Below are 22,896 nucleotides of genomic sequence, written 5' to 3'. Positions count from 1 at the left end.
CAGCCCAAGGTCGCTGAGCATGGGGACAACGTCTACCAGAAGGAGCCCGCACAGAAAAATCACGGTGAAAGCAGAGTTGCTGCGTCCCGCGAACGGATCAAGACCCGTTTGTCCAGAGATTCCTTAGGCGACAGCGAAAACTGAGCCAGAGGCGACACGAAAACTGAGCCACCCGGCAGCCGACACCACGAGCACCACCAGCGGGTCCACGTCAACCCAGCAGCAGGTTGGCCCGCCTGCTGCCCTTGCTCTAGAGCTGCACATCTCGGAAGCCCCGGCAGTGCCCGCGTGGCAAGTTCAGGCGTCGGACCTTGCAGCCCATCGGAGCTGCGGTCTCTTGGATCCAGGTATCAGCCCACAGCCGCATCACATAGCGCCAGCGAGGACGTGCGTCGAACCAGCCCAACAGCTCGGCACTGGGGAAGGCACCATCAGCCAGCAGGGTGATGGCGGCAAACACTGACAGCAGCTGATCGGCCCGCTTCAACAGCGCAACGACGACCTAGGCGCCTGGCTGCCCGACACATCTCAGCCGTGCGAATCATGTGACTACCAGCAGCGGCGTGTGATCGGTCGCTGATCGCGGTCGCGGCGGCAGCTCAACCCTGGAGAACCAGGCCTGCGCATGCCTTCTACTGGCCTTACGGCTGAGAATGCAGGGCTCTAGCTCGTGGATGGGGATCGGTAGCCATGCCATCAACCTGGCCGTGACATCAGCCACCGCCATCTGCAGTGCGGCCAGGCCAATCCATAGAAAGCTCATGCCGCGTTTCCAATGCGGATCCACCTGCCGCCTGAGGCCCGCCAGGCTGAGAGTATAACCCTGGAGACTGCCCACCAAGACAGCGATCACGACCACGAGCAGCAGCCGATCAATCCGCTCCGGTTCCCGCAGGCCGCTGCTCTCCAGCTGGAACACCCCGGATTTCTGGTCCCTGAACAGCTGCTCACACCAGAACCGCTGGGCGTAGCTCCAGACCAGATCCAGCGAGGGCTCAGCGCTGCTGATCAGGATCCAGGGCTCCTCCACCGGCAGCCCGGTGGGATGGGGGAGCACCATATTCACCGTCTGAGTGCCATCAGCCCAGAGCCGCACATTGCGGAAGCCACGGCATTCACCGCGCTGGAGATGCAATCGGCGCACCTGGCAACCGAGAGGCGCTGCGGTGCCATGGATCTCAGTGCCGCCGCGCAGACGCATGACGTAGCTCCAACGGGACCTGGCGGCGAACCAGGCCACCGGTAAATCATAGGGAAACGCGCGATCGGCCAGGAGTGTGATGGCCCCGAATCCGATCAGGAGCTGCTCCGCCTTTTCCAGCAAGGCGATCGAAACCGACGCGCTGACGCTGGCACTGGGCTGATCCCGTGCTTTCCACGGCAGCGGCATCGCCCGGCCGTTGCAGATCACCGAGATCACCACTATGCAGCCGCGGTTCCATAGCATCGTGGTGTAGTGCGCCTGATGCATGGCCTGGCCTGGCTTTTGCAAGTGCTGGATCGCCCACAGCACCATGGGGCCATAGAGCGCCTCAACGTCGATGCGGCTGTTGCTCAGCCAGCGCTGATAGTTGGCAGCCAGGCAGTGGCCCAGAGGCAGCACGGTGATCCAGCGGTTGGAACAGGCGGTCTGGCTGAGCAGCAGCCCGGCGACCATCCACCCCAGCAGCACCTGGTGGCATTGGTCGCAGAAGGTTCTGGGTTGATGCAGGAGGCCGATCAGCTCACGACGGAGCCGGGTCTACGTATCCACTGGGGATTGGATTGGTTTCGCAGCTCGAAGCTCCCATGACTCCCTGCCCACCTCATTGACTGAGGCCCATGCTGTTGAAAGGGTTCTCAGACTTGTCTCGAGTAGTCAGTGCGGCGGTGCGGCTCCAGGATCGAGGACAGATAGCTGCCCGACCGGAGTTTGGGGATGTGCAGGCCGATGTAGCCCACCTGCTGCAGGACGCGGCGCACCAGTTCCGGGATTAGCTCACCGGCACTGCTGCCATCCACTAGCCGCGCCAGTGCAGAGGCACCAGAATCAATCTTGGCCACAGTTCGTCTGGTTGAGGTGGTTCTCAAACCAGGGTCATGGGCCTGCCCAGCCCTTGCAACGCCAGCCGCTGGTCCAGGTCACTTAGGCGCGCGCTCAACCCCGGCTACGCCGGGGTTGAGGTCCCAAGGGAATCACACCTGCTGGCGGGACGCAGGCACTGTTGCTGCAGCTGCAGGCCAGGGTTGAGGCTGCCGGGCGCCTGGGCCCAAACCATCCCGTTGGCGAGCAGCAGCCACCCGAGGAGTCCTGATCCCGCCTGAATGAGCCAGCCCATCACAAAGCCAATCGAAAAGGGGCAGCAGCTTGGGTCGAGCTTATTGAACCTTTACCGGCCCAGCCGCAAGCGCACTTCCTAATTGTAACTCGCATAGAGAAATGTCTCTCCTGGGTACGAGTGAGCTTGTGACATCAAATATGTATGAACTGCATAGACCGGCCGCTGCGCGTATGCGGATTGTGCATGGAAAGGTCGGCTAATTGAGATCTCGTTCGGGTCTGCGTTACGTTTGGTAAGTGCAAAAGGGGCTGGGCCCTCTGGGCGTCGAGATGGTTCTAGGTGAGGCGCTCTTTGATGATCTCGATATTGTCGACTACCTCGAGCTCTTCGGTAGTACGACTAAGGTTGCCGATCTTCTCGGCCTGAGCCAAAGCAGCTGCTCGCGTCGGTATCGTGCCTTTGGTGAGGTGCTGGGGATCGACTTTGATCGTGTAGACGGATCCTATATCGCTCAGAGTAATCACGATGTGCTGTTGACCCTGCGAACAGCCGCACAGAAAATCAGGACGCGGCGTCGGCAGTTCAGAATTGTCTTGAATTGGCTCTTTTCGCTGCCGTCGTTGCCCAGTGGATGGCGTTTGCTCCCCCTCTCCTCGATGAATGCGGGGCATGCGCTATCGCTTCTAGATGGCCGACTCCTCGATCTTTGGGTTGGTGGCTTGTTTGAATATCAGTCGCTGATTGAAGAGCCGTTGCATCGTCTTGGCCCTGGACGGATCGCGATCGGGCAGACGCTGCAATGTGTTCCATTGTTTCGCTCACCCCTTCATGTGGTAGCGCACCGTGATCATCCGTTATTCGCTCGCTCCAGCCTTTCTGCTGATGATCTCGCCTGTTACCCATCTCCATCTCTGCCGCTTGGTGCGGCTCCAATGCTCACGAATGCTCTCCAGGCCCATGGCTTGGCCAGCACGCCGTATGGCGGCAGCAACTACGACGTGAACCGTTGGGAGGGTGCGTCGCGCGATGGGAACACGTTGTCTTATGGGCCGGCCCATCGTTTGGCTGAGTTGGAGCAGCGTTGGCAGTTGCTGCCACTGCCCTATGAGCTAGACCTCACAGAGGTGATTGCTGTGATCGGCCATCGCGAGGTGGTTGGTGATCCCTGTTTCGCCTTTGCCTTCCAACAGCTCTCTGAACTGCTTCGCGCGTCGCCGCTTGGGCATTGCCGGGAGACCGAGTGGGTGCATTGATGGCCTGATCGGTTTATTTCGCGTCCATCCAGTTGGCGCCGACGCCGGTCTCCACCACGAGGGGGACAGCCAGCTCGACGGCGTGCTCCATGGTTTCACGCGTCAGCGCCAGCGCCTCCTCCAGGGCTTCCGGAGCTGCTTCCAAGACCAGTTCGTCGTGCACCTGCAGCAGTAGCCGGGCCGGTAGGCCGCTGGCCGCCAGCTGGTGGTGGAGTTGCACCATGGCCAGCTTGATGATGTCGGCGCTGGAGCCCTGGATTGGCGCATTGGCAGCCGCCCGCAGCTGCTGGGCTTCCATGCCACCGCGGCGGGCCACCTCCAGATCGATCTCCAGGGGATCTTTGCCCAGGTAGCGGCCCAGGCCCCCAGGATCAAACGCAAACGGGCGCCGCCGCCCCAGGATCGTTTCCACGTAGCCCCGGCTCAGGGCCAGCCGCTCCTGCAGCTCCAGGAAGGCGAACACCTTGGGGTAGCGCTGCTTGTACTTGCTTAGAAATTCCTTGGCCTGGGCCTGGCTCACGCCTGTTTCCCGCGCGAAGCGCTGGGCTCCCATGCCGTAGATCACCCCGAAGTTGATCGTTTTGCCCAGGCGGCGCTCGTCGGCGCTCACCGGGGCGCCGGGCTCCCGGTCCAGCAGCAGGCGGGCGGTGAGGGCGTGCACGTCGTCGCCCGTGCGATACGCCTCCACCAGCACCTCTTCGCCACTGAGGTGGGTGAGGATGCGCAGTTCGATCTGGGAGTAGTCGGCGCTGATCAGCTGCCAGCCCGCTTCCGGCAGGAAGGCCTTGCGGATCCGCCGTGAAAACTCGGTGCGGATGGGGATGTTCTGCAGGTTGGGATTGCTGCTGCTCAGCCGGCCGGTGGCCGTCACGGCCTGGTTGAAATCGGTGTGCACACGGCCTGTTTCCGGCTCCATCAGCGCTGGCAGCGCATCCACATAGGTGCCCTTGAGCTTGCTGAGGGTGCGGTGCTCCAGCACCAGCGGCACCACCGGGTGGGCCTCCTCCAGCTTTTCGAGCACTGCCGCATCGGTGCTCCAGCCGGTTTTGGTCTTGCGGGATTTCTTGCGGTCGAGCCCGAGGGTGTCGAACAGCAGTTCCCCCAGTTGCTTGGGGGAGGCCAGGTTGAACTCCACCCCGGCGGCGGTTTTGGCCTCGCTCTCCAGGCGCTCCAGGGTGTGGGCCAGCTCCTGGCTGAGTTCCCCCAGGTAGGCCGTATCAATGCGGATGCCGGTGGCTTCCATCAGCGCGAGCACCGGCTCCAGCGGCAGCTCCACCTGCTCCAGCAGCTTGGGCAGGGCCGGCCCCAGCTCCGCTAACTGGCCCCGCAACAGCCCCGTGAGGCGCCACGTCACATGCACGTCCATGCCGCAATAGAGGGCGGCCTGTGGGATCGGCACAGCGGCAAAGGTGGCGCCCTTGGGCACCAGCTCGCCATAGCTGGTGGGCAGATAGCCGAAGTTGCGCTGGGCCATCACCTCCAGCCCGTGCTTGGCGTTGGCATCGCGCAGGTAGTCCGCCAGCAGCGTGTCCATCACCACCCCCTCTAGGGGCAGGCCATGGCGCAGCAGGATCAGCCGGTCGTATTTGGCGTTTTGCAGGGTTTTGGGGTGCTGTGCACTTCCCAGCCAGGGGGCCAGGGCCGTGAGCACCTCATCCAGGGGCAGCTGTGGCAGGTCGGTGAGTTCCGCCTGGTGGCCGATGGGGATGTAGGCCAGATCGGCCAGGCCTTCTCCCCAGCACAACCCGATGCCCACCAGTTCCGCCTGGAACGGGTTCAGGGCCGTGGTTTCCGTGTCCAGGGCGATCGGGGCGGCGGGATCGCAGGCAGCCCATAGCCGTTCCACCAGCCCGGCCAGTTGCTCGGCCGTGCTGATCAGCTCGGGCTGCAGGGCCGGCGGGGCGTTGTCGATGCCGCCGCTCCGAGGCGGTGTGCCTGTGCTGGCAGCACTGTCCGGAAATGGTGCACCGCGGTGCACCATTTCTGCAGGCGCCGCGGCAACTGGTTCCCCCCCGCCTCTGCTTGTTTCCGATGGATGGGCGGAGAACACCTGGGCAAAGTTGGCCACCTGGCGCCGCAGGCTGAACAGTTCCAGTTCCTCGAGGCTGCCGGCCAGGGCTTCGCTCTTCACCTCGCCCAGCTCAAGCCGTGGCTCGCGGGGCAGGGGGATGTCCACCAGGATTTCCGCCAGCATCCGGGATCGGTAGGCGTTCTCCCGGTCGCTGCTGAGCTTGCCCAGCAGGGCCCCCTTGATCACCCCCTTGGGATCCTTCGCCTTGGGGCCGGCCCCCTCCAGTTGCTCCACCGCCGCGTACACCTGGTCGAGATCGCCGTAGGCCTGCAGCAGGTTGATGGCGGTTTTCGGACCCACGCCCTTCACCCCGGGAATGTTGTCGCTGGTGTCGCCGGTGAGGGCCTTGAGGTCCACCACCTCCTCCGGGGTGACCCCCAACTTCGCCAGCACTCCCTCGCGGCGGATCTCCACCGGGCCGCTGCTCTTGGCATAGGGTCCACCACCCATGTAGAGCACCGCGATGTCGCGCTCGTCGTCCACCAGTTGGAACAGGTCGCGGTCGCCCGAGAGGATGCGCACCCCCCAGCCCTGGTTGGCGGCGCGATTGGCCAGGGTGCCGAGCACGTCGTCGGCCTCGTAGCCCGGTGCCATGCACAGGGGCAGATCGAGGCTCTCCTCCAGGATCTGCTGCAGATTGCCCAGATCTTGAAAGAAGTGCTCCGGCGCCACATCCCGGTGGGCCTTGTAGGCCTCATCGGCCTCATGGCGGAAGGTGGGTTCGGCCGTGTCGAAGGCGATCACCACCCCCTGGGGGGTAAGGCCCTTGCAGTTGTCGAGCAGGGCCTTGAGGAAGCCGTAGGTCACCGAGGTGGGCACCCCTTCCTTGGTGCTCAGCCCCCCTTCGCCGCCCTTGGAGAAGGCATAAAAGCTTCGAAAGGCCAGCGAGTGGCCATCCACCAGCAGCAGCAGGGGCTTGGTGCTGCCGGTTTGCGCCGCCGCCACGTGGGAATTGCTTCAGTGGCCCTAGCCTGCCAGACCTCTTGCGGCCACCAGCACCACGGCATTAGCTGCCTGGGGCGTCACGGCTGATCCACGCGGAGGGCGGCCGCGCCGATCGCCCGCTAGTAGGGGTGTTCAGAGCTGCGCAGCTCGTGCCACCGTTCATGGGTGAGCGGCAGCACGTCGTCGCCGAGATGGGCCGAGGGCAGGGCATCGGCCAGGGCTTCGGCCGCAGGCTCGCTGGGGCCAATGGCCAGCAGGTCCACGTCTGAGTAGGCATTCCAGTCGCCGCGGGCCAACGAGCCGAACAGCCACACCTCGGTGTTCGGCTGCCCCGCTACCGCCGCCACCACCCCATGCCTGAGATCAGCCAGGCGCGCCTTGCGGCGCTGCTCAGGGATCGCGGCCAGGGTTGGCATGGAGTTCAGGCTAGGCGGCCCTCCATGGCCGTGAGCAGGAGTTCCAGTTCAGTCAGGATCCAGGCGCGCTCGGCAGGCAGGGCGAAGGGGCCCTCCTCGTAGCGCGCTTCCACGGCGAACACCTGCAGCTCCAGCAGTTCCGGCCTCATCTGTGCCCCTGCCAATGCCGCCAATTCACCCAGGTCATGCCGGCGCGGTGGATCGCGATCGGCCAGCACGATCTGGGCTTTCAGCAGTTTTTCCAGGGCCTGTTGGGCGGTGAAGCCCCAGTCTTCAGCGGGGAAGACCGGATCCAGCCCCAGCCGCAGCGCCACGAGATGACGGCGCACGATGCTCAGCAGCAGGCCTGCATCCTCAGCTGGCGACATAGAGCACCTTCCCTTCACGGGCGGCATCGGCCACCACGTGCCAGCGCGACCCTGCCAGCCTTGCGGCGTCGGCCGCACCCACCACCAGCAGGTCCACCCCGGGGCTCTGGAGCCCGAGGCTGGCGCGCAGATCCCGCCAGCTGTTCAGTTTTTGCTGGGGTGTGAGGCTGTCCTGGCGGCTGATGGCCAGCAGATCCAGATCGGATTCGGCATCGGCGTCCCCCCGGGCTCGGGAGCCAAAGGCCACCAGGGCTTTCAGATCCGGATGGGCGCACAGGCTCCTGAGGCCCTCCAACAGTTGACCGGCATTCAGGCCTGGCCCCAGGTCCAACTCGGCCGGCAGGGGCTGGGGGGCCAGCCAGGGCAGCGATGGAGCCTGAGCCATCAGCACAGGCTAAGGCGGTTCTGCCAGCCTGGACCCCATGGGCGAGAACCGCCAAGCCGCCTTCAGCTCCTGCCGTCACTACCGCTGGTGGCTGGCGCGCTGCTGGGATCCCGCGGCACCGGTGGTGCTCCTCATTGGCCTCAATCCATCACTGGCAACAGCCCAGCGCGACGACCCCACCCTGCGGCGGTTGTAGGGCTTTGCTCGCATTGCCGCCAGCCCCGCGGCCCTGCGGCGCAGTACCGATCCCGTGGGGAGCGAGAACGATCGCTGGTTGGAGCAGCGGCTGCAGCTGCTGGCCGGCAGCGCCGGTGCAGGCCTGTGGCTGGGCTGGGGCAACGGCGGGGCCTGGCGGGGGATGCGTTGCCGCAGCGCTGGGGCCATCCTTAACCCGCACGCCCTGCCCGCCCATGGCCCGCACCCCCAGCCGCTATGCCATCCACCTGCTGCTGGCCGGTGGCCACAGCCAGGTGGTGCACTTCCCCAGCCTCGATGCGTTTCAGCAGTGGTATGGCACGGTGCTCAATGTCGGCCCCGCCGATGCCTTCATCAACGTGCCGATCACCGACCTTGAGGCGGAGTATCTGGTGCTGCGGCCCAGTGCGGTGCTGGGAATCAGAGTGGAGCCGATCTACGGTGCCCTTCACGATTGAATCTGGAACTGCTCTGGGGTGAGGCCTTCTTTGCCGGGGCGATCGCCCAGTTGCTGGCCCGCCTCAGTGGCCTGCCGGCGGTGGTGCTGCTGTTGGCCACCGGGCTGTTGATCGGCCATGCGGGCTTCGATCTGGTGCAGCCGGAATCCCTCGGGCGGGGCCTGGACCCCCTGGTGGGGCTGCTAGTGAGCCTGGTGCTGTTCGATGGCGGCCTCAACTTGCGCCTTGCCGGCCGCGACCTGCAGCGCACCGTGGTGCAGCTGGTGCTGGTGCGCGGGGCGCTGGGGTTGGTGGGTGGTGCCTGGCTGGCCCATCAGTTGGCCGGCTTGTCCTGGCCCCTGGCCTGGGTGTTCGGTGCCATTGCCCTGGCCACCGGCCCCACGGTGGTGACGCCGATGGTGCAGCAGATGCGCTTGCTGCCGGGCCTGGGCCAGGTACTGGAGGCCGAAGGCCTGATCCTGGAGCCGGCCGGTGCGGTGTTGGCCCTGTTGCTGCTGCAGCTGGCCCTGGGGGATCTGGCCGGCTGGAACGACGTGGCCCTGCTGTTGGCGATGCGGCTGGGCGGTGGCGTGGTGATCGGCGGGCTCGGGGGCTGGGTGTTGGTGGAGGTGCTGCGGCGCCTGCCGGCGGATGCCGATGCCCTCAAGCTGCAGCTCAGCCTGGGGGTGTTGTTCGTGTTGGTGAGCGGTGCCCAGGCGCTGTTGCCGGAGGCCGGCTTCCCCGCCGCCGTGAGTGCCGGTGTGGTGGTGGGCCTGCGGCTCGATCAGGAGGCTAGCCAGCTCGATGCGCTGATCAGCCAGTTGGCCCAGCTGGCCATCACGGTGCTGTTCCCGTTGCTGGCGGCGGATTTGTCGTGGAGCGAACTTAGCCCCCTGGGCTGGGGCGGGGTGGCCTGTGTGCTGGTCCTGATGCTCTACCGCTGGCTGGTGATCCAGGCCGGTGGCCTTGGCCTGGCCTCCCTGGGCTGGCGCGACAAGCTGATGCTCAGCTGGATCGCCCCCCGCGGCATCGTGACGGCCGCAGTGGCGAGTTTGTTTGCCATCGAACTCCAGGCCGCCGGCATCGCCGGGGCTGGGGCCCTCAAGGGGCTGGTGTTCCTCACGATTCTGCTCACCGTGGGCATCCAGGGCTTCACGGCACCGCTCCTGGCCCAAGCGCTGGGGTTGGTGCAGCCCCAGGAGCCCCTCGCGGAGCCGGTGCCGCCGGGTGAGGCCTAGAGGCTGCGCTGGATCCGACCTGCGGCTTCACCGCTGGGTTGCAGGAGCAGCCAGGTGCTGAGCAGGTCGGGGCCTTGGAGGCTGCCCAGCAGCGCGGCCCGCAGGCTTTTCATCAGCACCCCCTTCTTCACACCGGCGGCGGCCACCGCTTCTCCCAGCAAGGCCTGGGCCACGTCTGCCGTGAGCTCGCCCTCCGGCAAGAGCTCCAGCAGGGCCTGCAGGGCCGGACGGGCCCCATCGCTCTGAAGTTGCTGCAGGGCCGCCTCATTTAGCTCCGGCCGCTCAAAGAAGGGGCGGGCTTGCTCCACGCCATCGGCCAGCAGCGTGAGCGAGGGGCCGATCAGTTCACAGAGTTGCTGCTGCCAGGCGGCGGGGGCGGCGGGCCAGCCCTGGGCTGCCCACAGCGGTTGCAGTTCCGCCAGCAGTTGCTCGGGGCCGCGCTCGTGCAGCACCTGGCTGTTGAGCCAGTTGAGCTTGTCCCAATCGAAACGGGCGCCGGCCTTGTTCACCCGGCTGAACTCGAACACCGTTGCGGCTTGCTCCAGCGTGAAGCGCTCGCCCATACCCTCCGGTGGCGACCAGCCCAGCAGCGTCATGTAGTTGGCTAGGGCCTCAGCGGTGTAGCCCTGGGCGCGGAAATCGCTCACGGAGGTGACGCCATCGCGCTTGGAGAGTTTTTTGCCCTCTTGGTTGAGGATCAGGGGGGTGTGGGCAAAGATCGGAGCGGGGACACCCAGGGCCTCGTAGAGCAACAGCTGCTTGGCGGTGTTGGCGATGTGGTCTTCGCCGCGGATCACGTGGCTGATGGCCATGGCGGCATCGTCTACCACCACCACCAGGTTGTAGAGCGGGTCGCCGATCTGATCGGCAGGGGCCCGTCGGGCGATCACCATGTCGCCCCCTAGGTCAGCGCCCGCCCAGCGCATCTCGCCGCGCACCAGGTCGGTCCAGGTGATGCTGGCGCTGTCGTCGATGCGGAAGCGCACGGTGGCCTCACGTCCTGCGGCGATGAAGGCCTGCTCCTGCTCGGGGCTGAGGTCGCGGTGGCGGTTGTCGTAGCGGGGGGCCTTGTTCTCCGCGGCCTGCCGCTCGCGCATCTCCGTGAGCTCGGCTTCGGTGGCGTAGCAGCGGTAGGCCTTGCCGGAATCCAGGAGTTGCTGGATGGCGGCGCGATGCTCAGCGATGCGCTCGCTCTGGATCACCGGGGTGCCATCCCAGTGCAACCCCAACCACTGCAGGCCCTCCAGGATGTTGTCGGTGAAGGCCTGTTGGCTGCGCTCTTTATCGGTGTCCTCGATGCGCAGCAGGAACTGGCCGCCGTGGCGCCGGGCGAACAGCCAGTTGAACACCGCCGTACGGGCCGTGCCGATGTGCAATGTGCCGGTGGGGCTGGGGGCGAGACGCACGCGCACCTGACCAGCCTGAGTCACCGGGCTTGCTCCATAAGGTTTGAAAACGGGACTGACGGGGCTCGAACCCGCAACTTCCGCCGTGACAGGGCGGTGCTCTAACCGATTGAACTACAGTCCCACCAAGCGCTCAGGGCACTTCCAGACAGGGCTTTGGGGCCGCGTCTGTGTCGCGTCGGCGACCTCAAAAGTATCCGCTGTCGCCCTGCCCTCCGTCAACTCGTTGCCGTTGCCGTTGCAGGCTGCTGCTGTTGGTGTGTAGCGCTGGCACTCTGCAGAAATGGTGCACCGTGGTGCACCATTTCTGCAGAGCCTCCCGGATCAGTACCCAGCAGGCCTGGTGATCGCGACCCTCCCAGCCACGTTGCCCGAGCCGCTGCCAACAAAAAAGCCCGCCGTGGGGGCGGGCTCGGGGGATTGGGCTGGCCAGAGCCCCACGGTGGGCTCATCGAAACGGCTTCAGGGACGGAAGCCTGCGGGCTCGATCAAACGCACCTGGTTGCCGCGGGCCGTGAACTCACGACCTTGGTCGCTCTGAACCACCACGCGACCACCAGATTTGACGCGGATCACCCGGGCACGAACCCAGCCGAGGGCTGCGGATTCGAGAACCTTGACCACATCACCGGGCTGTAGATCCAACTCCATGTCCGGAACCAAGAGACTGCAGGGAAGGGACATCGAACGCGCCGTGGAGGACTTGAACCCCCGACATCAGGTTTTGGAGACCTGCGTTCTACCAACTGAACTAACGGCGCAGGGCCGATGTCCCCTCTGCCGAGGTCATCAGGAGGAAACCTGAATCGTTCGGACAGGCCGCTGCGATGAACGTAACGGCCTGATTTGGAATGAGGCTGGAGGCCTCAGCGATCGAAGCGCTGCTTGACGCGAGTGGCTTTGCCCACCCGGTCGCGCAGATAGAAGAGCTTCGCTCGACGCACCTTACCGCGGCGCTCCACTTTCACGGAAGCCACTTGGGGACTGTGCAGCATGAAGACACGCTCCACGCCGATCCCTTGGAAGATACGACGCACGGTGATGGTCTCATTGAGACCGCCGTGGCGCTTGGCAATCACCACGCCCTCGTAGGGCTGAATGCGTTCCTTGTTGCCCTCGCTGATGCGCACGCCCACCCGGACGGTGTCGCCCACGTAGATCTCTGGCAGGTCGCTCTTGAGCTGCTCGGTCTCAAAGGCGCGCATCAGCTCATGGGCGCTCAGCTTGCCAGTGGTGGCCTTGGTGGCTGCCTGCTTGGGGGCATCCTCCACGGCAACGGCGGTGGCCGTGTCCGCCTGTGCCTCGGCTGCGGTTTCGTTGATGTCTTCGTTCATGTCCTTGGATTCCGCTGCCATCCCAGCTCCGAAAAACGCCTGGCCAAACAGCGAGTGTACCGGCTCAGGGTGCCGGCGCCTTCTGGCCCTCCTTTCGTCCCCAGCGCTGGCTCAGCATCAGGGCGCCGCTGCCCACCATCCACAGCAGTCCCAGGCCGTTGAGCAGCACATAGAGAGGTTCGGCCACCGGACCCAGCCACTCCCCCTCGTGCAGCACCATCAGCCAGTGCACCTGGTCGCGCCCGAGGCCGCCCCAGTCCTTCAGCAGCCGGTAGCCCATCCCCGACAGCACCGTGAGCAGCACGGGGGTAAGCACAAGCGGGGCCAGGGCGGCGTGGGCCTTGCGGATCTGGGCCAGGTTGAGCGCCATGCCGGCGGAGGCAGAGCCAGGGGCCAAGGTTCTAACTTGATTTCAAGGGCTTGCGTGCACTCCGATGAACCTCTTCGCCGATCTGCTGGCGGCCTCCACCAAAGCCGCTGCCCAGGACTCGGCGGCGGTGGCCACCCAGACAGGGCCGCGGATCCAGAAGAGTCGGCGGGGCGTGGAGATCAAATCTGCCCGGGAAATCGACACCATGCGCCGGGCCAGCCGCATCGTGGCCACGGTGCTGCGCGAACTGCTGGAGATGGCGGCCCCGGGCATGACCACCGGCGACCTTGACCGCCACGCCGAGAAGCGCATCCGTGAGATGGGTGCCACCCCCAGTTTCAAGGGGTATCACGGTTTTCCCGCCAGCATCTGTGCCTCGATCAACAACGAGGTGGTGCACGGCATCCCGAGCAACAAGCGGGTGATCAAGGCCGGCGACCTCGTGAAGATCGATACCGGGGCCTATTTCGATGGTTACCACGGCGATAGCTGCGTGAGCCTGTGTGTGGGTGAGGGGGCCAGCCAGGAGGCCCAGACCCTCTGCCGGGTGGCCCAGGAATCGTTGATGCAGGGCCTGGCCAAGATCAAGGCCGGCAACACCCTGCTGGATATCGCCGGTGCCGTGCAAGATCACGTGGAAGCCCATGGCTTCGCGGTGGTGGAGGACTACACGGGCCACGGCGTGGGCCGCAACCTGCACGAGGAACCCTCGGTGTTCAACTACCGCACCCGCGAGCTGCCCAACATGAAGCTCCGCCCCGGCATGACCCTGGCGGTGGAGCCGATCCTCAATGCCGGCAGCAAGGCCTGCCGCACCCTGAAGGACCGCTGGACCGTGGTGACCGTGGATGGCAGCTGGTCGGCCCAGTGGGAGCACACCATTGCCGTCACCACTGACGGTTGCGAGATCCTCACCGACCGCGACTTCTAAACCGCGCGCTTCAGCCCTTGGTGAGGGCCCGGAAGTAGAGCCAGCGCGAGAGGGTGGCCAAGGGCATCAACACGTAGGTGAGCGGGTTCGGGGTCACGATCACCAGGCCGCAATTCCACTGCACCTGCCGCAGGATCTCCCGGGCCACAAAGTCGGCGCTCATCAGCCCGATGGGATTGAGGGCGGAGCGGAAGGGGCCGAGCACCAGCCGCCGGATGCGCAGCTGCGGACCCGCGAGATCGAGGCTGCGCAGGCTCAGCAACTGCCCTTGCAGCCGTTTGCTGATCTCGTAGAGGGGGCTCACGGCGGCCTGGATCTCCGCTTCTGAGGTGTTCACCCAGATCTCGCGGCACCGGCCAGGGGCGCTGGGCAACGCGGCGAACAGCTCCAGTAGGCGCCAGCTGCTGAGGGCGTTCACCTCCAGCGATTGCAGCACCGCCTCGGGGCTGCGGTTGCCATGCACATTGACGCCATGGTTGATCACCAGCACGTCCACCGCCTCCAGCGCCTTCGCCAGGGCCTGCTCCTCGCCGCAGCGCCAGCTCAGCTGCTGCAGGGGGATCGCCTGGCCGTCCCCCGGGGTGGCCAGCAGAGACTGCGGGCTGCTGCTGAGCGCCACCAGCTGGGCCCCCTGCTGGTGTAAGAGCCGCAGAAGCGCCTGGCCCAGGCTGCCACTCGCCCCGGTCACGGCCACGGTGCGTCCCTGCAGGGCTCCGGCGTTCTGGGGCATGGAGGGATGGCGATGGCGCCGGCTTGCGCCATTCTCGGGGGAGCACGGCAGAGTTGAATGTCCGCCGCCCTGGTGGCCCTGTTCGCGCCCTATTGCGATGGGGCCAATCGGCCTGAGCAACTCGAGCAGGCGCTGCAGCTTCTGGCCGGCGGCGCGTTGGAGGGGTATCGCCGCCTGCGGCCTGAGGGCGGCCATCGCTTCCAACTCACCTGGACCGCCGCCCCTTCGCCGCTGGAGTTGAGCGCCTGCACGCTGCGTTTCCCGGCCACGCCGGAGGTGCACTACCGCTTCGATTTGCCCACCCATCACCTGGTGCAGTGGCTGATGGATTGGCTGGCCCAGGGTGGCGCCCAGGCCGGTTCTGACGGCCATTCCGCCGATCTGCCGGCCAGCTTCTGGCAGTGGTTGCTGTTGGGGGCAACCCCCCCAACAGCTCCGGCCTAGATTCGGCCCCACCAGCACCCTGCGCATGGGCCCTGCCAGCTCAGCCCTCTCCGCTAAGGCCCTGTTGGTGGGTTCCTGTGAGGCCTTCAGTGGCAAGTCCGCCGTGGTGCTTGGCCTGGCGCGGCAGCTGCTGCAGCGGGGCGTGGTGGTGCGTTTCGGTAAGCCCCTGGCCACCACCGCCGAGCCTGCCGATGGCCCCCTGATCGACGACGACGTGCGTTTCGTGGGCCAGATCCTGGGCTTGGCCCCTGAGCAACTCATTCCTTCGGTGCATTTGCTGCAGCCCGAGGAGTCGCGCCAGCGGCTGCTGCAGGGCCAGTTGCAGGCCGGCGCTGGTTTTCAGGCCCTGCAACAGCAGCTTCAGGCGGCCGGGCCGGGCGTGACCCTGCTGGAGGCGGCCGGCAGCATCAGTGAGGGCTTGCTCTATGGCCTCAGCCTGCCCCAGCTGGCCCGGGAGCTGCAGGCTCCTGTGGTGCTGGTGCATCCCTGGACCGATTGCAGTAGTGCCGATGCCCTGCTCCAGGCCCGCGCTCAGCTGGGTGCCTTGCTGGCCGGTGTGGTGCTCAACGGCGTGCCCCCCGAGGCGTTGCCGCAGCTGCGCCAGGACGTGGTGCCCGCCCTGGAGCGCCTGGGGCTGCCGGTGCTGGGGGTGATGCCCCGCAGCCCGCTCCTGCGCAGCGTGACCGTGGAGGAGCTGGCCCGCCGCCTTGATGCCCGCGTGCTCTGCTGTCGCGAACGGTTGGATCTGCTGGTGGAAACCCTCTCCATCGGCGCCATGAACGTGAACTCCGCCATGGAGTTCTTCCGCCGCCGCCGCAACATGGCGGTGGTAACCGGCGCCGATCGCACCGACATCCAGCTGGCGGCCCTGGAGGCCTCCACCCAGTGCCTCATCCTCACGGGGGCGGGGGAGCCGCTGCCCCAGCTGATTTCCCGCGCCGAGGAACTGGATGTGCCCCTGCTCAAGGTGGAGCACGACACCCTCACCACCGTGGAAGTGATCGAGCGCACCTTCGGCCATGTGCGGCTTCACGAATCGGTGAAGGCCACTTATGCCTTCCGGCTTGTGGAGGAGCACTGCGATTTTGAGCGTCTTTACACCCAGCTGCAGCTGCCGGTTCCCGCGTGAGCACTGCTAATTTCAGGAAATCGGCTGCGGGATTGCGTTGACCCGGTCCCTAGATCTCCCGGCCCTCGACCGGATTGACACGCTGGCCCAGGAGCTGGCGATGCTCCAAGACCGAAGCAAGCGGCGGATTGCGATTCTGGGCAGCCGCCACGTGCCCGTGGTGTCCGTTCACCTGGTGGAGCTGGTGGCCCGCTCCCTGGCCCAGGAGGGCCACAACCTGATCACTTCCGGTGCCCAGGGGGTGAATGCTGCCGTGATCCGCAGCGTGCTCGATGTGGACCCCTCACGCCTCACCGTGTTGCTGCCCCAGAGCCTGGATCGCCAGCCCACCGAATCCCGCGATCAGCTGGAGCGGGTGCTGCATCTGGTGGAGAAGCCCGAGCACGATGAGCTGCCCCTGCCCATGGCCAGCAGCCTCTGCAACCAGGAGATCATCAGCCGTTGCGACCAGCTGATCTGCTACGCCTTCCACGACAGTGAAACCCTGCTGGCCAGCTGTCGCGCCGCGGAGGACATGGGCAAGGTGGTGAGCCTGATGTTCTTCGACTGAACCAGCCTTCGGCTCAGGCCTGGCTGAGGATCGCCTTCAGGCCTTCCACGTAGAGCAGGCCGCTGCAGAGCAGGCCCGCGGCCCAGCAGAGAGCCCGCAGGGGCGGCACATTGGCCACATAGGCGGGGATGTAGACCAGCCGCAGCAGCGGGTGCAGCCAGGCCGCTGCGATGGCCACCGGGGCATCCACACCCGCTACCAGGCAGAGCAGGGCGGCTGGGGCATGCAGGCTGAAGGCCTCGAAGCTGTTCTGGTGGGCCCAGCTGGCCCGCTTGCCCCAGGCCGGCAGGCGATCGAACATGGCCCTCGGGGCGGAGAGGTCGGCCAGGCTGAAGTCCGCCTGGGAGCGGGCGGCCCCCAGGGGCACCACGCTGGTGATCACCACAGCGCCAGCCAGCAGCAGCGACCACGCGAAGGCAGGAGACATCACAAACGGTGCAATGGGCAGCAGTCTGAAGCCTGCGATGGGCCCTTTTCTAGGCTGGCCCCAGCTGCCTGTTTCCCGCCGCCCATGGCCGACACCTATTCCTTCGACGTGGTTTCCGATTTCGATCGGCAGGAACTGGTGAATGCCGTGGATCAGGTGCGCCGCGATGTGGGCACCCGCTACGACCTCAAGGACTCCGCCACCGAGATCAGCCTCGACGAGACCAGCCTCACCATCACCACCGCCAGCGACATGACGCTGCAGGCCGTGGAGGACGTGTTGCGCCAGAAAGCCACCAAGCGCAATCTCTCGCTCAAGATCTTCGATTTCCAGACCCCCGAACCGGTGGGTGGCAACCGTGTGCAGCAGCTGGTGAAGCTGCGCAAGGGCCTGAGCAAGGAGCTCGCCAAAGACCTCAGCAAAACCGTGCGCGACAACCTCAAGAAGGTGACCGTGGCCATCCAGGGCGAGAGCCTGCGCATCACTGGCAAGAACAAGGACGACCTGCAGCAGGCGATTCAGTTGCTCAAGGCCCAGGACGTGGAGGTTCCCCTGCAGTTCGAGAACTACCGCTGATGGCCGGCGCCGGCTGGCGGTTCTGGATCGATCGCGGCGGCACCTTCACCGATCTGGTGGCCCGCTCCCCCCGGGGCGAGCTGGTGGTGCGCAAGCTGCTGTCCGTGCAGCCCGATCGGCCGGGTGATCCTGCGGTGCGGGCCATCCGCGCCCTGCTGGGGCCGGGCGAGCGGATCGAGGAGGTGCGGCTCGGCACCACGGTGGCCACCAATGCCCTGTTGGAGCGCCGTGGCGCCCCCACCCTGCTGCTGCTCAACCGGGGCTTTGCCGATCTGCTGCGCATCGGCGACCAGCACCGCCCCGATCTGTTTGCCCTGCGCATCGACAGACCCGATCCCCTGGAGCAGCGGGTGCTGGAGGTGGGCGGCCGCCTGGCGGCCGACGGCCGCGAGCTGGAGCCCCTGCAGCTCGATGGGGCCCTGGCCGAGCAGCTGCGCCAGGCCCGCGCCGATGGCCTCAGCAGCGTTGCCGTGGCCCTGCTGCACAGCTACCGCTACCCGAGCCATGAGCTGCAGCTTGGCGCCTGGCTGGCCACCTTCGGCTTTGAGCAGATCTGCCTCTCCCATCGGGTGAGTGCGCTGCCGCGCCTGGTGCCCAGGGGGCAGACCACCGTGCTGGAGGCCTATGTGGGCCCGGCCCTGCGGCGCTACCTGGACCAGGTGCAGACCGCCCTCGGCGCCGAGGTGCCCCTGCGGATCATGCAGTCGAGTGGTGGGTTGATCGGCCCGGATCGCCTGCAGGCCAAGGACACGATGCTCTCCGGCCCGGCCGGGGGGCTGGTGGGGGCCGCGCGCACCAGTGCCGCTGCCGGCTATCCCGTGATCGTGGGGTTCGACATGGGCGGCACCTCCACCGACGTTTGCTACTGCGATGGCGAGTGGGAGCGCCGCGAGCAGTGGCCGCTGGCCGGCTTCACCCTGCAGGCCCCCATGCTGCAGATCCACACCGTGGCCGCCGGTGGGGGCTCCGTGTTGCAGTTCGATGGCCAGCGGCTGCAGGTGGGGCCCGCCTCCGCCGGTGCCGATCCGGGCCCGGCCTGTTATCGGCGTGGGGGCCCCCTCACCCTCACCGACGCCAACTTGCTGCTGGGCCGATTGCAACCGCAGCACTTCCCGGCGGTGTTTGGGCCGCAGGCGGATCAGCCCCTGGATCCGCAGGCTGCGCGTCGGCCCTTTGCCCAGCTGGCGGCCGCCATGGGCACCACCCCGGAGCTGGTGGCGGAAGGCGCCATCGCCATTGCGATCGAGCGCATGGCCGAGGCGATCCGGCGCATCTCGATCCAGCAGGGGCACGATGTGCGCCAGGCCGCCCTGTGCAGCTTTGGCGGGGCCGGCGGCCAGCACGCCTGCGCCCTGGCTGAAGCGCTCGACATGCACCAGGTGCTGCTGCATCCCCTGGCGGGGGTGCTCTCCGCCTATGGCATCGGGCTGGCCGACGAGCGCCAGATCCACGAGCGGGTGATCCGCCAGCCGCTCACCCCTGCCCTGCTCGAGGCCCTGGAGGCCCAGTTCGCCGAGCTGGCGGCTGCGGCGGGTGGTGGGGAGGCTGGCGCGGTGGCCGAGCGGCGGCTGCAGCTGCGCACCCCCGGCAGCGACACGGTGCTGCCCTTGGCCTGGGGCAGCTATGGAGAGCTGCTTGACGGTTTCCAGCAGAGCTATCGCCGCCGCTATGGCTACCTGCCCACCAGAGCCGACGGCCAGCCGCTGCAGCCGGTGGTGGAGCGGCTCACCCTGGAGTTGATCCGGCCCGGGGCGTCCTTGCCGGACCTGGGCTCAGCCCCGGATGCCAGCCCTGGGCTGGCGGCTCCCCCTGAGCGGGTGCAGCTGTTTGTGAACGGGGCCTGGCGCTCGGTGCCCTTGCTGCAGCGCTCCAAGCTGCGCCCGGGCCAGCGGCTGGAAGGGCCGGCCCTGATTGTGGAGGCCACGGGCACCAACCTGCTGCTGCCGGGTTGGGGGGCTGAGTTGCTGCCAGGTGGCTCCCTGCTGCTCTCCCGCAGCCCTGGGGTGGTGCCGGCCGCCCAGGCAACGAAGGCAGCTGACGCCGCCGATCCGGTGCTCCTGGAGCTGTTCAACCACCGCTTTGCGGCCATTGCCGAGCAGATGGGCACGCGTCTGCAGCTCACCAGCGCCTCGGTGAACATCAAGGAACGGCTCGATTTCTCCTGCGCCCTGTTCGATTGCCGCGGCGCCCTGGTGGCCAATGCGCCCCACATCCCCGTGCACCTGGGCTCCATGGGCGCGAGTGTGGTGGCCCTGTTGGCGGCGGTGGAGCGCGGCGAGCATCCCCCTCTGGCGCCCGGAGATGCGGTGGTGTCCAACAACCCCTTCAACGGCGGCACCCACCTGCCCGACCTCACGGTGATCACGCCGGTGTTCGCAGGCCCGGAGCTGATCGGTTTTGTGGCCAGTCGCGGCCACCATGCCGATGTGGGGGGCACCACGCCGGGCTCGATGCCGCCCCACAGCCGCAGCATTGCCGAGGAGGGGCTCCTGCTCGACAACGTGCCCCTGATTCGCGATGGCGCCTTTGAGGAGGCGGTGTGGCGGCAACGGCTCGCGGCGGGGCCCTGGCCGGTGCGCAACCCCGATCAACTGCTCGCTGATCTGCAGGCCCAGGTGGCCGCCAACCGTTTGGGGGTGGAGCGCCTGCAGGCCCTGATTGCGCGGGAGGGCCTCCAGCCGGTGCAGGCCTACATGGCCCACGGCCAGGCCCATGCCGCCGAGGCGGTGCGGCGGGTGATCGATCGCCTCCAGGATGGCTCCGCCTGCGTGCGCTGCGACGGCGGCCTCGCGGTGGCGGTGGCCATCCGCGTGAACCACGACCAGCGCTCGGTCTGCATCGATTTCACCGGCACCTCGCCCCAGCAGCCCAGCAACCTCAATGCCCCCCTGGCCATTACCAGGGCGGCGGTGCTCTACGTGTTCCGCTGCCTGGTGCAGGAGTCGATCCCGCTCAATGCCGGCTGTTTCGAACCCCTGGAGCTGGTGGTGCCGGCCGGCTGCCTGCTCAATCCCCGCGCCCCTGCCGCCGTGGTGGCGGGCAATGTGGAAACTTCCCAGGTGGTGGTGAACGCCCTATTTGCCGCCCTGGGGGTGATGGCCGCCGCCCAGGGCACCATGAATAACCTGATCTTTGGCAATCACCGCTGCCAGTACTACGAAACCATCTGCGGCGGCAGCGGTGCCGGCCGCCTGGCCGATGGCCGCGGCTTCCCGGGGGCCAGCGGGGTGCAGACCCACATGACCAATTCCCGCCTTACCGATCCTGAAATCCTGGAGGAGCGGTTGCCCGTGCGCCTGGAGCTGTTTGCCGTGCGCCACGGCAGTGGTGGCGGCGGCCGCTGGCCCGGCGGGGATGGCGTGGTGCGCCAGTTGCGCTTCCTGGAGCCGGTCACCCTGTCGCTGCTCACGGGTGCACGCCAGGTGGCGCCGTTTGGCCTGGCCGGCGGCGCGGCGGCCGCCTGCGGCCAGAACCAGTTGCTGCATGGCGATGGCCGCGTGGACTCTCTGGCTGGTGTGGCCGAGTGCCAGCTGCAGCCCGGGGATGCGGTGCGGGTGTGCACCCCCGGGGGTGGGGGCTATGGCGTAGCCGAGGAGGTGATCTGATGCCGATGGCTCCTGGGCTGCGTCCTGCGCTCTCCCTGGCTGCCTTGGTGCTTGTGGCCCCGGCGATGGCCCAGCCCAACCTGCTGCAGGAGGCCAGCCAGCGCTTCCATCCGCTGGTGTCCAGCGGCGGCATGGTGGCGGCCCAGGAGGCCAGGGCCGCGGCGGTGGGGGCCCAGATCCTGCGCCAGGGGGGCAATGCGGTGGATGCGGCGGTGGCCACCTCCTTTGCCCTGGCGGTGACCCTGCCCCAGGCCGGCAACCTGGGGGGTGGCGGTTTTCTGGTGCTGTGGCTGCCCCGCTCCGGCCGCATCAGCACCTGCCGTGCGGCGGCCCGGCAGCCTGCTCTGCCCGAAGCCATCGCGATCGGCCGCGGCGAGGCGGTGGCCCTGAATTTCCGCGAAACCGCTCCCCAGGCCGCCGGCGCCGATCTGTTCCTCAACCCTGATGGCAGCGTGAACCGGGAGCGGGCACTGCGCAGCCCGGTCAGCACTGCCGTGCCAGGCAGTGTGGCCGGCCTCACCCAGGTGCAGGCGCGCTACGGGTGTCTGCGCCTAGCGGCCGTGATGGCACCGGCGATCACCCTGGCGGAGCGGGGCTTCCCTGTGGGGGCTGAGTTGAGCAGCTCCCTCGAGGCTGCGGCCCCCCTCCTCCAGGCGGATCCAACCAGCGCCCAACTGTTTTACAAGCCCGATCGGCGGCCCTACCGCCCCGGCGAGATCCTGCGCCAGCCGCAGCTCGCCGCCAGCCTGCGTTGCATTGCTCGCGAGGGTTCTGCCTGTTTCTACCGTGGCCGCATTGGTCAGGCCTTACTGCGCCTGATGCAGGGGCGCGGGGGCTTGATCACACCGGCGGATTTGGCCAGCTACCGGGCCCTGTGGGCCTCGCCGCTGTCGCAGGGCTTTCAGGGGTATCGCGTGCTCACGATGCCGCCCCCCAGCGGTGGTGGCGTAACGATGCTGCAGGTGTTGCAGGTGCTGGAGCCACTCCAGTTGGATAGGAGCGGTCTGAATAGCGCCGCCACGATCCACCTGATGGTGGAGGCGATCAACCTGGCCTATCGCGATCGCAATCGGCTGCTGGGGGATCCGGCCCAGGTGTCGATGCCCCTGCAACGGCTCCTCAGTGAGCGCTACGCGGCCGAGCAACGGCAACGGTTGTGGCTTGATCGCCATCGGCCCGCCGCTGAACTGGAAGCGGAGTCCACGCCTGGGGTGGAGGGCACTAATACCACCCATCTTTCGGTGGCGGATCGTGACGGTGGCTTGGTGGCACTCACCACCACCCTCAACACCGCCTACGGCAATGGCATCAGCGTTCCCGGGGCCGGTTTCCTGCTCAATAACGAGATGGACGACTTCACGGCCAAGCCGGGCGTACCCAATGCCTATGGCCTACGCCAGGGCAGCCAGAACGCCATTGCACCGGGCCGCCGGCCGCTCAGTTCGATGACCCCCACCCTGGTTTTTCACAGTGATGGCACCCCGCTGTTGTCCACGGGCAGCCCAGGCGGTAGCCGCATCATTACCACGGTGTTGCAGGTGCTGCTCAACCGCTTGGTGCATGGTCTCAACCTTGCCGCCGCCGTGGCTGAGACCCGCATCCACAGCCAGCTGTGGCCCGATCAGCTCAGCATGGAGCAGGGGCTCAGCCCCGACACGGTTCGTCTGCTGCAGCAGCGCGGCCATCGGCTGGTTCTGACACCGGCCATGGGTTCTGCCAATTCCGTGGAGGTCCTGCCGGGAGGTGGGGGCAGCCTTGGCGTTGCTGATCTCCGTCGACAGGATGCAGCGGCAGTGGGGGAGAAGCCATAACGTCCGCCGGTGCG

General features: G+C 67.0%; 23 protein-coding genes, 2 tRNA genes and 1 pseudogene. 11 read left to right on the top strand and 15 right to left on the bottom strand.

What is annotated here, in order from left to right; translation table 11 throughout:
* Nucleotides 1-250: 250 nt before the first annotated feature.
* From KBZ14_RS14415 to KBZ14_RS14405, 3 genes are all read right to left on the bottom strand, one after another.
* The gene (locus KBZ14_RS14415; RefSeq protein ID WP_255119038.1) at nt 251-487 is read right to left on the bottom strand and encodes a hypothetical protein; all 237 of its coding nucleotides are present in this window, start codon (nt 485-487) and stop codon (nt 251-253) included.
* Nucleotides 488-541: 54 nt separating this feature from the next.
* Nucleotides 542-1,657 (bottom strand): hypothetical protein, encoded by a 1,116-nt coding sequence (locus KBZ14_RS14410; RefSeq protein WP_255119037.1) that lies wholly within the window; start codon nt 1,655-1,657, stop codon nt 542-544.
* Nucleotides 1,658-1,839: 182 nt separating this feature from the next.
* The gene (locus KBZ14_RS14405) at nt 1,840-2,043 is read right to left on the bottom strand and encodes a transposase (protein ID WP_255119036.1); all 204 of its coding nucleotides are present in this window, start codon (nt 2,041-2,043) and stop codon (nt 1,840-1,842) included.
* A gap of 514 nt (nt 2,044-2,557) precedes the next feature.
* On the opposite strand from KBZ14_RS14405, the gene KBZ14_RS14400 reads away from it, so the two are divergent.
* The gene (locus KBZ14_RS14400; RefSeq protein WP_255119035.1) at nt 2,558-3,514 is read left to right on the top strand and encodes a hypothetical protein; all 957 of its coding nucleotides are present in this window, start codon (nt 2,558-2,560) and stop codon (nt 3,512-3,514) included.
* 13 nt (nt 3,515-3,527) lie between these two features.
* On the opposite strand, the gene polA is transcribed toward KBZ14_RS14400, so the two are convergent.
* The 4 genes from polA to KBZ14_RS14380 all read right to left on the bottom strand — a co-directional run bounded on the left by polA (nt 3,528) and on the right by KBZ14_RS14380 (nt 7,699).
* The gene (gene polA, locus KBZ14_RS14395) at nt 3,528-6,530 is read right to left on the bottom strand and encodes a DNA polymerase I (RefSeq protein ID WP_255119034.1); all 3,003 of its coding nucleotides are present in this window, start codon (nt 6,528-6,530) and stop codon (nt 3,528-3,530) included.
* A gap of 119 nt (nt 6,531-6,649) precedes the next feature.
* Entirely contained in the window at nt 6,650-6,946 is a 297-nt protein-coding gene (locus KBZ14_RS14390; protein ID WP_255119033.1) for a nucleotidyltransferase domain-containing protein, read from the bottom strand.
* Between the two features lie 5 nt (nt 6,947-6,951).
* On the bottom strand, nt 6,952-7,275 hold the full coding sequence (locus KBZ14_RS14385; RefSeq protein WP_255119032.1) for a HEPN domain-containing protein: 324 nt from the start codon (nt 7,273-7,275) through the stop codon (nt 6,952-6,954).
* A 25-nt stretch (nt 7,276-7,300) separates the two neighbouring features.
* On the bottom strand, nt 7,301-7,699 hold the full coding sequence (locus KBZ14_RS14380) for a nucleotidyltransferase domain-containing protein (RefSeq protein ID WP_255119031.1): 399 nt from the start codon (nt 7,697-7,699) through the stop codon (nt 7,301-7,303).
* Between the two features lie 37 nt (nt 7,700-7,736).
* Here KBZ14_RS14380 and KBZ14_RS14375 point away from each other — a divergent pair.
* From KBZ14_RS14375 to KBZ14_RS14365, 3 genes and pseudogenes are all read left to right on the top strand, one after another.
* Nucleotides 7,737-8,045, top strand: a pseudogene (locus tag KBZ14_RS14375) (DUF1643 domain-containing protein); the annotation flags it as partial.
* 64 nt (nt 8,046-8,109) lie between these two features.
* Nucleotides 8,110-8,352 (top strand): hypothetical protein, encoded by a 243-nt coding sequence (locus tag KBZ14_RS14370; protein ID WP_255119030.1) that lies wholly within the window; start codon nt 8,110-8,112, stop codon nt 8,350-8,352.
* Nucleotides 8,349-9,569 carry a cation:proton antiporter domain-containing protein gene (locus KBZ14_RS14365; protein ID WP_255119029.1) on the top strand — a complete coding sequence of 407 codons (1,221 nt, stop codon included), beginning with the start codon at nt 8,349-8,351 and terminating at the stop codon, nt 9,567-9,569. The genes KBZ14_RS14370 and KBZ14_RS14365 overlap by 4 nt, the downstream gene beginning before the upstream one ends.
* Here the strand turns inward: KBZ14_RS14365 and gltX are convergent.
* The 6 genes from gltX to KBZ14_RS14335 all read right to left on the bottom strand — a co-directional run bounded on the left by gltX (nt 9,566) and on the right by KBZ14_RS14335 (nt 12,679).
* Nucleotides 9,566-10,981: a glutamate--tRNA ligase gene (gltX, locus tag KBZ14_RS14360; protein ID WP_255119028.1), complete on the bottom strand. Its 1,416-nt coding sequence runs from the start codon at nt 10,979-10,981 to the stop codon at nt 9,566-9,568. The genes KBZ14_RS14365 and gltX overlap by 4 nt on opposite strands.
* Before the next feature lie 44 nt (nt 10,982-11,025).
* Nucleotides 11,026-11,099 (bottom strand) — tRNA-Asp (locus KBZ14_RS14355).
* 338 nt (nt 11,100-11,437) lie between these two features.
* Nucleotides 11,438-11,626 carry an SH3 domain-containing protein gene (locus KBZ14_RS14350; protein WP_006043540.1) on the bottom strand — a complete coding sequence of 63 codons (189 nt, stop codon included), beginning with the start codon at nt 11,624-11,626 and terminating at the stop codon, nt 11,438-11,440.
* Between the two features lie 37 nt (nt 11,627-11,663).
* Nucleotides 11,664-11,736: transfer RNA gene (locus KBZ14_RS14345), tRNA-Trp, on the bottom strand.
* 105 nt (nt 11,737-11,841) lie between these two features.
* Complete coding sequence (gene rplS / locus KBZ14_RS14340) at nt 11,842-12,330, bottom strand: 50S ribosomal protein L19 (protein ID WP_255119027.1); 489 nt, start codon at nt 12,328-12,330, stop codon at nt 11,842-11,844.
* A 43-nt stretch (nt 12,331-12,373) separates the two neighbouring features.
* Entirely contained in the window at nt 12,374-12,679 is a 306-nt protein-coding gene (locus KBZ14_RS14335) for a peptidase (protein ID WP_255119026.1), read from the bottom strand.
* A 64-nt stretch (nt 12,680-12,743) separates the two neighbouring features.
* On the opposite strand from KBZ14_RS14335, the gene map reads away from it, so the two are divergent.
* Nucleotides 12,744-13,610 (top strand): type I methionyl aminopeptidase, encoded by an 867-nt coding sequence (gene map, locus KBZ14_RS14330; RefSeq protein WP_255119025.1) that lies wholly within the window; start codon nt 12,744-12,746, stop codon nt 13,608-13,610.
* A gap of 10 nt (nt 13,611-13,620) precedes the next feature.
* Here the strand turns inward: map and KBZ14_RS14325 are convergent, their stop codons facing one another.
* Complete coding sequence (locus tag KBZ14_RS14325) at nt 13,621-14,340, bottom strand: SDR family NAD(P)-dependent oxidoreductase (protein WP_255119024.1); 720 nt, start codon at nt 14,338-14,340, stop codon at nt 13,621-13,623.
* Nucleotides 14,341-14,397: 57 nt separating this feature from the next.
* Between KBZ14_RS14325 and ebsA the strand changes: the two genes are divergently transcribed.
* The 3 genes from ebsA to KBZ14_RS14310 are packed head-to-tail and all read left to right on the top strand — an operon-like array spanning nt 14,398 to nt 16,463.
* Entirely contained in the window at nt 14,398-14,784 is a 387-nt protein-coding gene (ebsA, locus tag KBZ14_RS14320) for a type IV pilus biogenesis protein EbsA (RefSeq protein ID WP_255119023.1), read from the top strand.
* A 25-nt stretch (nt 14,785-14,809) separates the two neighbouring features.
* On the top strand, nt 14,810-15,913 hold the full coding sequence (locus KBZ14_RS14315) for a phosphotransacetylase family protein (protein ID WP_255119022.1): 1,104 nt from the start codon (nt 14,810-14,812) through the stop codon (nt 15,911-15,913).
* Between the two features lie 37 nt (nt 15,914-15,950).
* A complete protein-coding gene (locus tag KBZ14_RS14310; protein WP_255119021.1) occupies nt 15,951-16,463 on the top strand; it encodes a DNA-protecting protein DprA in 513 nt (170 codons plus the stop codon).
* Between the two features lie 13 nt (nt 16,464-16,476).
* Here KBZ14_RS14310 and KBZ14_RS14305 read toward each other — a convergent pair whose 3' ends face one another.
* Nucleotides 16,477-16,890 (bottom strand): MAPEG family protein, encoded by a 414-nt coding sequence (locus KBZ14_RS14305; protein WP_255119020.1) that lies wholly within the window; start codon nt 16,888-16,890, stop codon nt 16,477-16,479.
* An 84-nt stretch (nt 16,891-16,974) separates the two neighbouring features.
* Here KBZ14_RS14305 and KBZ14_RS14300 point away from each other — a divergent pair, with 84 nt between their 5' ends.
* The 3 genes from KBZ14_RS14300 to ggt are packed head-to-tail and all read left to right on the top strand — an operon-like array spanning nt 16,975 to nt 22,882.
* The gene (locus KBZ14_RS14300) at nt 16,975-17,466 is read left to right on the top strand and encodes a YajQ family cyclic di-GMP-binding protein (RefSeq protein ID WP_255119019.1); all 492 of its coding nucleotides are present in this window, start codon (nt 16,975-16,977) and stop codon (nt 17,464-17,466) included.
* Nucleotides 17,466-21,071 (top strand): hydantoinase B/oxoprolinase family protein, encoded by a 3,606-nt coding sequence (locus KBZ14_RS14295; RefSeq protein ID WP_255119018.1) that lies wholly within the window; start codon nt 17,466-17,468, stop codon nt 21,069-21,071. The genes KBZ14_RS14300 and KBZ14_RS14295 overlap by 1 nt, the downstream gene beginning before the upstream one ends.
* Nucleotides 21,071-22,882 (top strand): gamma-glutamyltransferase, encoded by a 1,812-nt coding sequence (ggt, locus tag KBZ14_RS14290; RefSeq protein ID WP_315856156.1) that lies wholly within the window; start codon nt 21,071-21,073, stop codon nt 22,880-22,882. Before KBZ14_RS14295 ends, ggt begins: the two co-directional genes overlap by 1 nt.
* Nucleotides 22,883-22,896: the final 14 nt, after the last annotated feature.

The organism is Synechococcus sp. HJ21-Hayes (assembly GCF_024345835.1).
Taxonomy (GTDB): Bacteria; Cyanobacteriota; Cyanobacteriia; order PCC-6307; family Cyanobiaceae; genus Vulcanococcus.
The sequence above is the reverse complement of the archived record's forward strand: the minus strand, read 5'-3'. Positions and strand labels throughout refer to the sequence as shown.